This is a genomic window from Duganella sp. BJB1802 (genome assembly GCF_013369445.1).
Lineage (GTDB): Bacteria > Pseudomonadota > Gammaproteobacteria > Burkholderiales > Burkholderiaceae_D > Rugamonas > Rugamonas vulcania_A.
Genome location: NZ_JABWEF010000024.1, coordinates 72,102 through 86,787, shown reverse-complemented (window position 1 = coordinate 86,787; position 14,686 = coordinate 72,102). Strand labels below are relative to the sequence as shown.

Here is a 14,686-nt window from a genome sequence, read left to right as displayed (position 1 = left end):
CTCTTTAAATGCCTATCAGGTGCTGCCGCCCAGGGTGGTGCGCAATACCGGCCCGATTTTCGCCAGCGGTAAAATTATCTGCGCCGCATCCAGCTCTGCGGCGGCGCGCGGCATGCCGTAGACGGCGCTGCTGGCCTGGTCCTGGGCGATGGTGACCTGGCCGGCGCGGCGCATGGCCAGCAGGCCTTCGGCGCCGTCGCGGCCCATGCCGGTCAACAGCACGCCCACCGCCTCGCCCTTCCAGTGCTGCGCCACGCAGCGGAAAAACACGTCGACCGAAGGACGATAGGCGTAGTCCTTCGGATTCGCATCGTAACGTAATCGATTGTTTTGATCCAGCGTTAAGTGGTCGTTGCTCTTGGCGACAAGGACGGTGCCGGCCGCCAGTTCGTCGCCATCCTCGGCGGAGCGCACCGGCATTTCCAGGTGCTCCCCCAGCCAGCGGGCGAAATTGTCGGCGAAGTGCTGGTCGATGTGCTGCACCACCACGATGGCGCAGCCGCGCGGCGGCTTCCAGCCGGCCAGCATCTTCGCCACCGCCATCGGCCCGCCGGTGGAGGCGCCGATCGCCAGCAGCGACGTGACGCGCTGCGGCGCTTCGGGCGTGTCGGCGCCGTGATGATTGCCGTTGGCGTGGGCGGCCGTCTTCGGCATCATCGCCTGGTTGCCGCCGCTGTGGCGTATCAGCTTGTCCATGGTGCGGATCTTGGCCAGCAGCTCCACGTCGCCGTCCGGTTTACCCTGCAATACCGGGGTCGCCGTCACGTCGAGCGCACCGGCGCCCAGCGCGCGGAACACCTGGTTGACGTTGTCCTGCGGCCTGCCGGTCACCACCAGGATGGCGCACGGGCTTTGCTCCATGATCTGGCGGGTCGCCTCCACGCCGTCCAGCTCCGGCATGTTCAGGTCCATCAGGATCAGGTCGGGCCGGTTGTCCGCGCACATACGCACCGCTTCCGCGCCGGTACGGGCGATCCACAGCACCTGGTGTTCCGCAGTGCTGGCCACGACCCGCCGCAGCGCTTCGGCTGCCATGGCGACGTCGTTGGCGATGGCGATCTTCATATCCTGGCCTCTCCAATCAAATCGCTGACCGCGTCGAGCAGCGTCTCGTCGTGGAAGCTGCCCTTGGTCAGGTAATAATCGGCGCCGGCCGAGAGGCCGCGTGCGCGGTCTTCGGGGCGGTCTTTGTAAGAGACTATCATGACCGGCAGTTTGTGCAGGTGAATATCCTTCTTGATCAGCGTGACCAGCTCGATCCCGTCCATGCGCGGCATGTCGACGTCGGTGATCACCAGGTCGTAGTCGCCGCTGCGCACAACGTTCCAGCCGTCGATGCCGTCGATGGCGATATCGACCAGGAAGCCACGGCCCAGCAGCAGCTTGCGTTCCATCTCGCGCACGGTGAGCGAATCGTCGACCACCAGGATGCGCTTGGTCTTGCGGCGTCCGGCCTGATCGGGTTTGGTCAGCTGATGCAGGCCGCCTTCGTGCAGCAGCTTGTCGATCGACAGCAGCAGATCGGGCACGTCGAGGATCAGCACCGGCTCGCCGTCGTCGAGCAGGGCGGCGGAGGAGATGTCGCGCATCTTGCCGAAGGTGGGATCGAGCGCCTGCACCGCCAGGCTTTGCTCGCCGCGTATGCCTTGCACCACCAGCGCGTAGCGGCGCGCGCCGCTGCCGATGACCACCACCGCCAGCTCGTCGCTGCCGGTGTCGGTGTCGCCCAGTTCCAGCACCTGCGAGGCCGAGACCAGCCCCAGATGCTCGCCGCCCAGATCGAAGAACTGCTTGCTCTCCAGCGTGTGGATGGCGGCGCGCGGCACCTTGGCCACGCGCTCCACCTGCACGATGGGCACCGCGTAGGCCTCGCCCTTGATGTCGACCACCAGCGCGCGCACGATCGATTGCGTCAGCGGCAGCGTGATGCAGGTGCGGAAGCCGACGCCCAGTTCCGATTCGATGCGTACGGTGCCGTTCTGCGCGCGGATGGTTTCGTGCACGATGTCCAGGCCGACGCCGCGCCCGGAAATCTCGGTGGTGCTTTCCTTCAGGCTGAAGGCCGGCAGGAACAGGAATTCCAGCAGCTCGGCGGGCGACAGCGAGGCCGCCATCTGCTCGCTCGCCATCTTGCGCTCCACCACCTTGGCGCGGATCTTTTCCAGGTCCACGCCACGGCCGTCGTCGCTGATCTCGATACTGAGCATGCCGGCGCGGTGCTTCGCCTCCAATATGATAATGCCGGCGCCGGGCTTGCCGGCGGCGATGCGGCCCGCCGGCGTGTCCATGCCGTGGTCGACGGAGTTGCGCAGCATGTGGTTGAGCGGACTTTCGATCTTCGCCAGGATGTCGCGGTCGACCAGCGTGTCCTCGCCGACGATCTGCAGCTGCACTTCCTTGCCCATGCCGCGCGCCAGGTCGCGCACCATGCGCGGGAAGGCTTGCACGCCGTCGCGGAAGGGGCGCATGCGCAGCGTCAGCACCTCGTCCACCATGTTCTGCGAAACGGCCAGCAGGCGGCGTTCGTAGGCTTCGATGTCGGCGATGTGCTCAAGTACGAACTGCTTGAGCGGGTGGGTTTTTTGCAGCGCCAGCAGGGATTTTTCTTTCAGGCCGGCGTCGCTGCTGTTGGCGATCGCCTCGTGCAGCTGTTCGACCAGCGCGAACAGGCTGCTCTGGTTGCGCTTGAAGCGTTGCAGGTCCTGGATGAAGGGATGCATCTGGTGCGCGTTGATGCGCGACTCGCTGGCCAGCGACAGCAGGCGGTCGAAGTTCTGCGCGGACTTCAGCACGGCCGGCGCGCGCGGCGCAATGGGCGGCGCTTCCTCGGCCGGCGCGGGGGACTGCACCGGCGCCGGCACCGGCGATGGCATCGGCGGCGGGGGCGGCGCCAGGTTCGCCGGCTCGGGCAGGAAGGCGATGTTGGCGATGGTGTCCAGCGTCTTCCTGATCAGCGCCGCGTTGGCGGCCAGCCAGCCTTCGACGCCGCTGTCCTGCAGCCGTGAGAGCTGCAGTATCAGGTCGACGCCGGCCAGCAGCGCGTCCACGCGGTTGGGCGTGAGCGCCAGCTTGCCGCGCTGCGCGGCGACGAAGGCGTCCTCCATGCCGTGCGCCAGCTGCACCACCACCTCCAGGCCGACGATGGCGGCCGCGCCCTTGATCGAGTGCGCCGCGCGCATCATCGATTCGACGGCGCCGGCATCGTCCTTCAGGCGCTCCATGGCCAGCAGGCCGTCGGTGAGGATCTGGGTCTGGCTCTCGGCCTCCATGCGGAACAGGTCCAGCATGGAGAACTGGCTCAGGTCTCCGTTGTTATCCTGGCTCATCGCAGCGACCTCGCAAGTTGGTGGCCGATCAGCGCCGAATCGAGCACGCCGATATGCATGTCTTGATGCGCTATCACGCCCGAGAGGAAGCGCGACAACCCCTTGTTGATGGTGGCGGCCGGCGCCTGCACGGACTTGGTGGCGTAGCGCAGGATGCCATGCAGGTCGGCCACCGGCAGGGCGTAGGCCTGGTCCTCCCATTGGGTGAGCAGCAGGCGCGCGAAGGTGTGGCGGCCGGTGGCGGCGTCACCTTCGTTTTCGTCGATGCCCAGCAAGGCCGCCAGCGACATGCAGGGATACAGCGTGCCGCCGACGTTGACGATGCCGCTCAAGCCAGGCTCCGTTCGGTGCGGCAGGCGGTGCGGCTTGGCCTGCGGCGCCACCGAGACGAATATTTTGGTCGGCAGCGACAACCATTCGCGGCCGATGCGGAACACCAGGCAGGATGCATCCAGCTGCTGCGTGCCGGCGGCGGCCTGGCGGAAGTGGGCGGCCCATTCCTTTTTGTAGTCGTCGCCGACGGGGCGTTGCAGGTTGCGCTGGGCCGCGCCGGCGTACACTTCGCAATTGCGGCAGTGGACCACCTGCTCAAGCTTCTCGCAGCTTTGGTCGCCGATGACGCCGATGCGGTTCCAGCAGTCGTCGATGCCGACGATGGCGATGGGGGAAGTGGTCGTGTTCATGGTCGTTCGCCCTTATCCTTGCTGGCGTTTGTAGACGCGCGCGGCGCGGGCCTTGAGCGCGGCGGCCGCTCCGGGATCGTTGTTGGTCTCTGCCAGCAGGGCCAGGTGGCACAGCGCTTCGTAGTGGTCCGGTTGCAGGTAGATGCAGCGCTTCCAATAGTCCTCTGCGAGCTTGCGCTTGTCCGTCAGTTCGTTGACCAGGCCGAGGATGAAATACGCCTCCGCCGAGTCGGGCGTTTGCGCCAGATGGTCGCGGCTTTTGTTTTCGGCGTCCTTCAGTTGTCCCAGGTCGGCCAGCTTGCGGGCTTCGGCCAGCAGGTTGGTGTCCATCGCGACGGCGGCGGGCGCTTGCACCGGCAGGGGCGCGAGCCGCGCCGGCTGATTGGACGCCTGCGGAGGCGGGCGGCGTACGGTGCGCGGGGCCGCCTTGGGAACAGCCTGGATGGCGGGCGCCGGCCGCGCCGGTTCTTTCTTCAAGCCGAACGCCTGCGGATACGGGTACGGGGTGAAACCGTGCTGGCAGAACGACGGTACTTCGGCGTAGCCGGCGAACAGCAGGCCGTGATCGGCCAGCAGCGCTTCAAGCTTGGCGATGGCCGTCCTGGTGGTCGGCTTGTCGAAGTAGATCAGCAGGTTGCGGCAGAAGATCACGTCGTAGTGGCCCGTCCGCGTCAGGAGGTCGAACTCCAGCAGGTTGCCTTGCTTGAAGCGCACCTGCTGGCGCAAGGCGTCGTTGATGCGGTAGTCCTCGCCGTCGGGGATGAAGTGGCGGTCGCGGAAGGCCAGGTCCTGGCTGCGGAAGGCGTTGCGGCAGTACACGCCGCTCTTGGCGCGTTCCACGCAAGCGGGGCTGATGTCGTAGGCGTCGATGATGTAGCCGTCGCGCCGCACGCCGGCGTCGGCCAGCACCATCGCCATCGTGTATGGCTCTTCGCCGCCGGCGCAGGGGATGGACAGGATACGCACCATGCGGTTGGCATCGCCGGCCAGGCGCGCCCGGACAAATTCGGCGGCGGCCTGGAAGGCCTGCGGGTCGCGGTAGAACCAGGACTCCGGCACCACCACCAGTTCCACCAGCGCGGTCAGCTCGTCCGGCGTCATGCGGTCGAGGTAGACGTCCTGGTTGGCGGCGGCGGTCCGCTCCATGCGAAGCTTGATCGCGCGTTCGACCGTGGACCTGGACAGCGTCAAGCCGGTGGCCTCGTGCAGCATGGATTGGGCGGGCGTCATGGCTGGAACAGCATCGCGCGCAGCGACGCGGGCAGCAGGTGTTCAAGTTCCACCAGTTGCAGCATGCCGCCCGGATCGCTGGCGACCTGGCCGAGGAAGGGCGCGGCCTGCACGCCGCTGGCGCCCAGCTGCGTTTCGGCGACTTCCTGCACGCCCAGCACGCGCTCCGCGCGCAGGCCGAGCAGATGGTCCGTGCCTTCCGGCGCGTGGTAGGTCACCACGATGATGCGCGTGTCGAAGTGATCGGCGCCGCTTGGCAGCCCGCCGGCGCGGCACAAGTCGATCACCGGCACCGACTCGCCGTGGAAGTCCATCAGGCCGGCGACGGTGTCCGGCGCCAGCGGCAGGTGCTTCAGTTCCAGCAGCGGCAGCACGCGCACCACGTCGCGCAGGCGCAGGCCGTAGCGGTCGGCGCCGATGTGGAAGATCAGCAGCTTCATCGCCCGCTCCGGTCAGGCCGCGACGGCGAAGTTGGCGACGCTGGTCTGCAGGTCGCCCGCCGCGTACTGCAGCTGATGCACCGCCTCGCTGGTGGCCTTGAGCGATTCCACCGTCTGCTGGGTGGCGTCGTTAAGCTGCATCATGGTCTCGGAGATCTGCTGCGCGCCGACCGCCTGCGACTGCATCCCCTGCAGCACCGCGTCGAACTGCGGCGCCAGTTTCTGCACCTGGTCCATCACGCCGGACAGCTGGTCCGTCACCTGGCGCACCTGCCGACGCTGCGGCGTATCTCCTCGGAGAATTTGTCCATTCATCACGCTGGCCGACACCGCCGACTGCATCTCCTTTGATCTGCTCGATAAATCCCCAGGTGGACCGAGGTCTGGTCGGCCAGTGGCGGATTTCGGTGGCCACCACCGAGAAAGTGCCGCGTCCCGCCCGCCGGCCTTCTCGGCCTCGATGGCGGCGTTGAGCGAGGATGTTGGTCTGGTCGGCCAACGGTGATGGTGATCAAAACGCTGTTGATGTTGGAGGCCTTTTTCCGACAACGCCGCCAGCTTGGCGCGTTGATCGAATGGTGGCCGAGACCATGTGCTGCATGGTGCTGTCCATGCGGGCGCAGGCTGGTCTGGGCGCCGGGCGGTGGCGCTGGTGGTGTAGTCGGCCACCGCGGTGGCGTCCTCCATGGTTTTCAACAGCTGCGAGGTGTTGGCGGAGATTTCCTTGGTGGTGCTGAGGATCTCGACGCTGGTCTGCGCCTGTTCGATGCCGGTCGCCTCCTGCTGCCTGGCCGAGGCGGCGATCTCGGTGGCCGAGGTGGTGACCTGGATGCCGGCCTTCTGCACGTTGTTGAGCAGGGCGCGCAGGTTCTCGAACATACGGTCCAGGCCATGCGCCAGCTGGCCGATGGCGTCGTCGCCGGCCACGTCGATCTTGCCGGTCAGGTCGCCGGAGGCGGCCTTGGAGACCACGCCGAGCAGCGAGTCGACTTTGGACTTGAGCAGGTTGGTGGCCGCCAGTTCGTTGGCCTGGCTGTCCTGGATGGCCTGCGCCATGCGGTTGAACTCCGTCGCCACCCGGCCCAGTTCATCGGCGTTGCCCTCCGCCGCCCGCGCCGACTGTTCGCCGGCGGCGAGGCGGCCCACCGCGTGGGTCAGGTTGTTCAATGGCGCCAGCAGCGCGCGTCCCAGCGCCCAGGCGATCAGTGCCGACAGCGCCACGCAGGCCAGGCCGCCGCCGCTCAGCACCAAGCGCATGGTCTCCTGCAGCCGGGCCGCGGCATCGGAGCGTTCGGCCAGCAGGCGGCGCTCCTCGGCGGCGGCGTTGTCCAGCAGTTTGTAGATGCCGTGGACGGCGACGTTGCCGCCGCTCTGCTGCGCATTGTGCCCCATCGCGTCGGCCGCTCCCGGCTTGTCGCCCAGCTGCTGGCGCATGGCCAGCTGCGACTCGATGACGTCGCGCGTCCAGGTGGCGATCATGGTTTCCAGCTCCTTGAAGCGGGCGCTCTGGTTGGGGCTATCGGCCACCAGCGTTTGCATGGCCAGCAGGGAGCCGGGCAGGTCGCGCAATTCCTTGTGGGTGCTTTCGAGGCGCACCGGGGTGCCGCTCAGGTAGTAGCCGCGCGCCTCGACCTGTACTTGCAGCAGGTCGTTGCGCATCTTGTCGATCGACTGTATCACTTCCATCGAGTGCCTGTCCCACCCGTTGGCGTCGGACAGGCTGTTGAATTTGATGTAGGCCATCGACAGCAGCGCCAGGATGATGGCGAGGATGGCGCTGAACCCCAGATACAGCTTCTGCTTGATGCTCAAGTCGTTCAACATTTTTTCTCCAAGAGCCGCCTTCGATGCGGCATTGTCCCACGCTTCAAGCCGCGACCGCAAAGTTGGCGACGCTGGTCTGCAGGTCGCCCGCCGCATACTGCAGCTGGTGCACCGCCTCGCTGGTGGCCTTGAGCGATTCCACGGTCTGCCGGGTGGCGTCGTTCAGCTGCATCATGGTTTCGGAGATCTGCTGCGCGCCCACCGCCTGCGACTGCATCCCCTGCAGCACCACGTCGAACTGCGGCGCCAGTTTCTGCACCTGGTCCATCACGCCGGACAGCTGGTCCGTCACCTGGCGCACCTCGCCGACGCTGCGGCGTATCTCCTCGGAGAATTTGTCCATGCCCATCACGCTGGCCGACACCGCCGACTGCATCTCCTTGAGCATCTGCTCGATGTCCCAGGTGGAGACCGAGGTCTGGTCGGCCAGGCGGCGGATTTCGGTGGCCACCACCGAGAAGCCGCGTCCCGCCTCGCCGGCCTTCTCGGCCTCGATGGCGGCGTTGAGCGAGAGGATGTTGGTCTGGTCGGCCACCTTGGTGATGGTGATCAAGACGCTGTTGATGTTGGAGGCCTTTTCCGACAACGCCGCCAGCTTGGCGTTGATCGAATCGGTGGCCGAGACCATGTGCTGCATGGTGCTGTCCATGCGGCGCAGGTTGGTCTGGGCGTCGGCGGTAGCGTTGGTGGTGTAGTCGGCCACCGCGGTGGCGTCCTCCATGGTTTTCAACAGCTGCGAGGTGCTGGCCGAGATCTCCTTGGTGGTGGCGAGCACCTCGGCGCTGGTCTGGGCATGCTCGATGCCGGTGGACTCCTGCTGCTTGGCCGAGGCGGCGATTTCGGTGGCCGAGGTGGTGACCTGGATGCCGGCCTTTTGCACGTTGTTGAGCAGCGCGCGCAGGTTCTCGAACATGCGGTCCAGGCCATGCGCCAGCTGGCCGATGGCGTCGTCGCCGGTCACCTCGATCTTGCCGGTCAGGTCGCCGGCGGCGGCCCTGGAGACCACGCGGAGCAGCGAGTCGACCTTGGACTTGAGCAGGTTGGTGGCCGCCAGTTCGTTGGCCTGGCTGTCCTGGATGGCCTGCGCCATGCGGTTGAATTCCCCCGTGACCTGGCCCATTTCATCGCCCGACAGCACCGCCGCCCGCGCCGACTGTTCGCCGGCGGCGATGCGGCCCAGCGCGTGCGTCAGGTTGTTCAATGGCGCCAGCAGGGCGCCCGCCAGCACCAGGCCGATGACGATGGCCAGCGCCACGCACAAGCCGCCGCCCAGGATCAGCACCAGCGACATGGTCTGCTGCAGGCTTTGCGAGGTGCGCGTGCGGCCGTCGAGCAGGCGGGTTTCGTCCGCGGTGGCTTCATCGATCAGGGCGCGGATGGCGCCGACGTCGCGCGCACCGGCGCGCAGTTCGGCGCCGTGGCCAAGCTGGTCGGCCGCGCTGACGTTCTGGCCCAGCGCGCGGCGCTTGTCCAGCAGCGGATGGTAGACCTGCGTGAGCCATTCGTTGACCATGGTGTGCAGCCGGCGCAGGCGTTCCTGCTGGACCGGGTTGTCCGCGGTGAGCGTCAGCAGCCGTTGCAGGCGCTGCTCCAGCGCGGTTTCGGCGTCGGCGCTGGCGGAGAGCAGCTTGTCGTCGCCGCTGAGCACATAGCCTCGTTCGGCCGATTGCAGTTCCAGCACGGCGATCGAGGTGCGGTCGGCTTCGTGCAGCACCTCCAGCGTGTGCCGGTCCCACTGGCGGGCATCGGACAGCTTGCTGAAGTTGAGATAGGCCATGGCCAGCAGCACTAGGATGGTGGCGACGACGGCGCCGAAACCGATGGCGAGTTTTGATTTGATACGGACGTTCTTTAGCATATGTGCTCCACTGGGGCTGGGTGGTGGAAACAATGTAACATTTTGCTGCCGATTGTGGAGGACAAAAAAAAGGACCGCCAATCGGCGGTCCCTCGTCTGCTGCCGATGCCCGGCTTATTGGCCGCGCTTCAGGCGCGCGTTGGCGGCGATGCGCATGCGCAGCGCGTTCAGCTTGATGAAGCCGCCGGCGTCGGCCTGGTTGTAGGCGCCGCCGTCTTCGTCGAAGGTGGCGATGTTCATATCAAACAGGGAGTCGGTCTTCGAATCGCGCGAGACGACGATCACGTTGCCCTTGTAGAGCTTCACGCGCACCCACCCGTTCACGGTGGCCTGGGTGTGGTCGATCAGGGTCTGGATGGCGACGCGCTCCGGCGCCCACCAGTAGCCGTTGTAGATCATCGAGGCGTAGCGCGGCATCAGGTCGTCCTTCAGGTGGGCCACTTCGCGGTCCAGCGTGATCGACTCGATGGCGCGGTGCGCCTTGAGCATGATGGTGCCGCCAGGGGTCTCGTAGCAGCCGCGCGACTTCATGCCGACGTAGCGGTTCTCCACCAGGTCCAGGCGGCCGATGCCATGCTTGCCGCCCAGGCGATTCAGCTCGGTCAGCACGGTGGCCGGCGACATGCGTACGCCGTTCAGGGCGACGATGTCGCCTTTCTCGTATTCGATGTCCAGGTATTCCGCCTGGTCCGGCGCCGCCTCGGGGCTGACGCTCCAGCGCCACATGGTTTCCTCGGCTTCGGCGCTCGGGTTTTCCAGGTGGCGGCCTTCGAAGGAGATGTGCAGCAGGTTGGCGTCCATCGAGTAGGGCGCGCCGCCGTTCTTGTGCTTCATGTCGATTTCGATGCCGGCGTCTTCCGCGTACTTCAGCAGTTTTTCGCGCGACAGCAGGTCCCATTCGCGCCAAGGGGCGATGATCTTCACGCCTGGCTTCAGCGCGTAGGCGCCCAGTTCGAAGCGCACCTGGTCGTTGCCTTTGCCGGTGGCGCCGTGCGAGATGGCGTCGGCGCCGGTGGCGTTGGCGATCTCGATCAGGCGCTTGGCGATCAGCGGACGCGCGATCGAGGTGCCCAGCAGGTATTCGCCTTCGTACACGGTGTTGGCGCGGAACATCGGGAACACGAAGTCGCGCACGAATTCCTCGCGCACGTCGTCGATGTAGATGTTCTCAGGCTTGATGCCGAACTTGATGGCCTTGGCGCGTGCCGGTTCCAGCTCTTCGCCCTGTCCCAGGTCGGCGGTGAAGGTGACGATTTCGCACTGGTAGTTATCTTGCAGCCATTTGAGGATGACGGAGGTATCGAGGCCGCCCGAGTAGGCGAGGACTACTTTTTTAATATCGCTCATGCTAGTTCCAATAGGTGTGAAGTGTTAGTCGTTTTTTTCTACGCGGCCGATCAGCAGGTACTCGATCAGCGCCTTCTGTACGTGCAGGCGGTTCTCCGCCTCGTCCCAGACCACCGACTGCGGTCCGTCGATGACGTCGGCCGAGACTTCCTCGCCACGGTGGGCGGGCAGGCAGTGCATGAACAGCGCGTCCGGCGCGGCGCGCGCCATCTTGGCGCTGTCGACGATCCAGCCGTCGAAGGCCTTCAGGCGGGCGGCGTTTTCCTCTTCGTAGCCCATGCTGGTCCAGACGTCGGTGTTGACCAGGTGCGCGCCCTGGCAGGCGTCGGACGGGTTGTCGAAGAAGGTGTAGCGGTCGGTCGAGACCAGCGACATGTCCATGTCGTAGCCCTTGGGCGTGGACACGTTGACGTGGAAGCCGAACACCTCGGCCGCCTGCAGCCAGGAGTACAGCATGTTGTTGGCGTCGCCCACCCAGGCCACGGTCTTGCCGGTGATCGGGCCGCGGTGCTCGTAGTAGGTGAAGATGTCGGCGAACACCTGGCACGGATGGTGTTCATTGGTCAGGCCATTAATCACCGGCACGCGCGAGTTGGCGGCGAAACGCTCGATGATGTCCTGGCCGAAGGTGCGGACCATGATGATGTCGCACATGCGGCTCATCACCTGGCCGGCGTCTTCCACCGGCTCGCCGCGTCCCAGCTGCGAATCGCGGGTGTTCAGGTAGATCGCCGCGCCGCCCAGCTGGTGCATGCCGGCTTCGAAGGACAGGCGGGTGCGGGTGGAGTTCTTCTCGAACACCATGACCAGCGTGCGGTCGATCAGCGGGTGGTAGATTTCGTAGTTCTTGAATTTTCGCTTGATCAGGTGCGCGCGTTCAATCACGTATTCGTATTCGGCTAACGAAAAATCAGAAAACTGCAGGTAATGCTTGATCGGTTTTTGGATAGGCATAGTAACGACTGACAGATGTGCGGGCGTGGGGCGGTGTGCCTGGCCGGCTTAGCCGGACAATTATAAAGGCAATTCGGCGGATAGGGCGGATTGCCGCAGATTCTCCTGTCTATACAGGCTGCGCGGCGCCGCCGTTGCTAGGTGTAGATCTGCGTGGTGGCCGGGGTCTGGTGCTGGGGCGCCGTCAGCGGCAGGTCGAGCGTGAAGGCGGTGCCGTCGCGCGAGCTGTGGACCGAGATCTGGCCGCCCAGTAGCGAAGTGACAATGTTGTAGCTGATCGACAGTCCCAGTCCGCTGCCGCCCTGACCCAGCTTGGTGGTGAAGAAGGGATCGAAGATGCGCGACATGTGCTCCGGCGCGATGCCGCCGCCGTTGTCGCGGAAGGTGAGCAGCACCCGGCCCTCGGCCGGCGTGGACGCCTGCAGCCACATGCCGCCGCTGCGCTCGCGCGCGAAGGCGTGCAGCAGCGCGTTGTTGATGAAATTGGCGATCACCTGGCCGAGCGGGCCGGGATAGCTGTCCATCGAGATCAGCTCCGGCACTTCGATCTCGATGCGGTGGTTGGCGGCGCGGATGCGGTTCATCATCGTCGCGATCACCTCGTGCGACACCTGCTGCAGGTTGAACACGCGGCGCTGCTCGGTGGTGCGGTCGACCGCCACCTGCTTGAAGCTGTTGACCAGGTCCGCCGCGCTGGTCAGGCCGCGCATCACCAGCTCGTGCGCCTTGCGGGCGTCGGCCAGGTAGCCGGCCAGCTCGGAGCGGCGCAGGCCGGGGCCATTGACCTGGGTTTCCAGCTCCTCGGTCTTCTGGATCAAGGTGCTGGCGATCAGCAGGCTGTTGCCGATCGGGGTATTGAGTTCGTGCGCCACGCCGGCCATCAGGGAGCCCAGCGCCGCCAGCTTTTCCTGCGACACCAGCTGGGTTTGGGCGTCCTTCAACTGGCGGTAGGCCTCGGCGTTGTCCAGCGCGATGGCGCCGTAGGCGCACAGCGTGCGGAAGATCAGCCGTTCGCGTTCGCCGTAGGCGCGCGCGTGCATCGCCTGCACCGTCATCACGCCCAGCGCGCGCTCGCCCACCACCAGCGGCACGTACAGCGCGCTGACCATCAACTGCGTGCCGGGCGCCAGGAAGATGTCGTCCGGCCCCGCCTCCTCGACGTAGATCTCGCGCCGCTCGCGCACGCAGCGCGCCGAGTTGGCGCGCGGGTTGTCGACCGCGATGGTGTTGGTCGGCAGCGCGCGGCCGTTCTCGATGCCGAAGGCGCGGCTGACCGTGGCGCCGCCGGCGTCGCACAGGTAGATGGCGAAGCTGTGCGCCGGCAGCAGGCCCTGGACGTGGCGGTTCAGCGCCTGGAACACGGCGGCGGCGTCGAGGTGGGTGGTGATCTCCTGGCCGATGGCCGACAGGCGCTCCAGCGTGTCGCTGGTCTGCTGCAGCACCTCGGCGCGGCGCGCCTCGGAGGCGGCCAGCTCGCGGTGATGCTGGCCCTCGGCGCGGGCGTGCTCGGTCTGGTGGTGCACCTGCAGGGCGATGGCGCGGCTGGTGGCTTCCTGGCTGGGCGTCTTGTGGCGCGCGGCGGCCGCCGCCGGCGCCGAGCGGTAGGCGGCGGCGTAGTCGCCGACCCGCGCGTACTCGCGCCCCAGCGCGTCGTGCAGGTCGCCGGGCAGGGTGTAGCCGTCGATGGCGGAGGCCACGTCCAGCGCCAGGTGCAGGTAGTGCAGCGTGGCGTTTTGCTCGGTCATGCCGGGCGGCGGCGGCAGCGCGTGGCGCTCGTGGATCACCGACAGCACCCGCAGCGCGGCGACGTGGTTGTCGCGGTTGGCCTGTTCGGCCGCCAGCTCCACCGCGCGCTCGGCCATCTCCAGCGCCTCCTGCGGACGGCCGAGGAAGCACAGCGCGTGCGCCTGGCCGCGCCGCGCGATCGACTGGAAGTCGGCCTGGCCCAGCGCGTCGGCGCGCGCGGCCATGCGGTGGAAGGCGTCCAGCGCGGCGTCGTAGTCGGCCTTGTCGAGCGCCAGGTCGCCCAGGTAGGACAGCGCGTGCGCGTAGCTGCGCGCGCCGGGCAGCGGCGTCATGATCTGCAGCGCCTCGTGCAGCAGCTCCTCGGTGGCGTCGAGGCGGCCCAGGCGGCGCATGGTTTCGGCGGTGTGCATCAGGCAGGCCCCGATGCTGCGCGGCCAGCCGGTGGGGCGCGCCAGATCGAGCGCGCTTTGCATCCATTCCAGCGCCGCGTGGTGGTCGTTGAGGATGGTGAAATTGAGGCCGATGTTGATCGCGGCGGTGACGGCCACGCGGATCTGGCCCGTCTCCAGCGCCGTTTCGTAGCAGTGGATGTAGTGGCGCGCGGCGGTGCCATGGTCGCTGTGCTGGCTGGCCGACAGGCCGAAGAAGTCGTACACCCAGGCCGCCACGCCGGGATGCTGCGGCGCCTCGCCGGCGGCGAAGCGCTGGCCCCAGCGCTGTTCGGCCGAGCGCAGGTCCTGCAGCACCGCCCAGCGGGCGATGGCCGCTTCGGCGATGTCGGCGCGCTGTCCGTCGCCGCAGGCGCGGGCGGCGGCGGCCATCAGTTCCAGTTCGTGTTCGCCGCCGCGGTGGTCGCCGCGGTCGATGGCGATCCAGGCGCGCAGCCAGTGGGCGTCGGCGCGGCCCTCGTGGTCGCCCAGGCGGGACAGCTGTTCGAAGGAGAGTTCGGCCAGGGCGGCGGCGTCATCGAGTTCGCCGGCCAGCCACACGGCTTCGGCCTGCACCAGTTGCAGGCGCGCGGAGATCAGGCACATGTCGTCCGGCGGCAGCGCGGTGGCGGGCAGCAGCTGGCGGCCCTCGGCGGCCAGGGCGACGGCGCGCGCGGTGTCGCGCTGGCGCAGGTGCCAGGCCAGCGGCACCAGCACCGGCAGGCGCGCAGGCCCCCGCAGCGGCTGCAGGGCCGCTTCCCAGTGCGCTACTTCGTCGTCGACCGCGTACATGTCCATCGGGGTCCTCGGGCCGCAGATAATTGCCTTGGAGAATTATAGTCCGCAAATG

Annotated in this window: 10 protein-coding genes; all 10 read right to left on the bottom strand. The window is 67.0% G+C overall.

All coding sequences use genetic code 11. From position 1 onward, the window contains the following. Positions 1-15: 15 nt before the first annotated feature. The 10 genes from cheB to HUX88_RS28310 all read right to left on the bottom strand — a co-directional run bounded on the left by cheB (position 16) and on the right by HUX88_RS28310 (position 14,634). Entirely contained in the window at positions 16-1,065 is a 1,050-nt protein-coding gene (gene cheB / locus HUX88_RS28355; protein WP_176363924.1) for a chemotaxis-specific protein-glutamate methyltransferase CheB, read from the bottom strand. After that, the gene (locus HUX88_RS28350; protein WP_176363923.1) at positions 1,062-3,326 is read right to left on the bottom strand and encodes a hybrid sensor histidine kinase/response regulator; all 2,265 of its coding nucleotides are present in this window, start codon (positions 3,324-3,326) and stop codon (positions 1,062-1,064) included. Before HUX88_RS28350 ends, cheB begins: the two co-directional genes overlap by 4 nt. Then, positions 3,323-4,009 (bottom strand): chemotaxis protein CheW, encoded by a 687-nt coding sequence (locus HUX88_RS28345; protein ID WP_176363922.1) that lies wholly within the window; start codon positions 4,007-4,009, stop codon positions 3,323-3,325. Before HUX88_RS28345 ends, HUX88_RS28350 begins: the two co-directional genes overlap by 4 nt. 12 nt (positions 4,010-4,021) lie before the next feature. After that, complete coding sequence (locus tag HUX88_RS28340) at positions 4,022-5,239, bottom strand: protein-glutamate O-methyltransferase CheR (protein WP_176363921.1); 1,218 nt, start codon at positions 5,237-5,239, stop codon at positions 4,022-4,024. Beyond that, a complete protein-coding gene (locus tag HUX88_RS28335; RefSeq protein WP_176363920.1) occupies positions 5,236-5,679 on the bottom strand; it encodes a chemotaxis protein CheW in 444 nt (147 codons plus the stop codon). Before HUX88_RS28335 ends, HUX88_RS28340 begins: the two co-directional genes overlap by 4 nt. A gap of 12 nt (positions 5,680-5,691) precedes the next feature. After that, on the bottom strand, positions 5,692-7,503 hold the full coding sequence (locus tag HUX88_RS28330) for a methyl-accepting chemotaxis protein (RefSeq protein WP_229219598.1): 1,812 nt from the start codon (positions 7,501-7,503) through the stop codon (positions 5,692-5,694). A gap of 43 nt (positions 7,504-7,546) precedes the next feature. Beyond that, a complete protein-coding gene (locus HUX88_RS28325; protein WP_176363919.1) occupies positions 7,547-9,361 on the bottom strand; it encodes a methyl-accepting chemotaxis protein in 1,815 nt (604 codons plus the stop codon). 114 nt (positions 9,362-9,475) lie between these two features. Continuing rightward, complete coding sequence (locus tag HUX88_RS28320; RefSeq protein WP_117015304.1) at positions 9,476-10,708, bottom strand: argininosuccinate synthase; 1,233 nt, start codon at positions 10,706-10,708, stop codon at positions 9,476-9,478. Positions 10,709-10,732: 24 nt separating this feature from the next. After that, on the bottom strand, positions 10,733-11,662 hold the full coding sequence (gene argF / locus HUX88_RS28315; RefSeq protein ID WP_117015303.1) for an ornithine carbamoyltransferase: 930 nt from the start codon (positions 11,660-11,662) through the stop codon (positions 10,733-10,735). 137 nt (positions 11,663-11,799) lie between these two features. Continuing rightward, positions 11,800-14,634, bottom strand: a complete 2,835-nt coding sequence (locus HUX88_RS28310) for an ATP-binding protein (protein WP_176363918.1) — start codon at positions 14,632-14,634, stop codon at positions 11,800-11,802. Between the last annotated feature and the right edge of the window lie 52 nt (positions 14,635-14,686).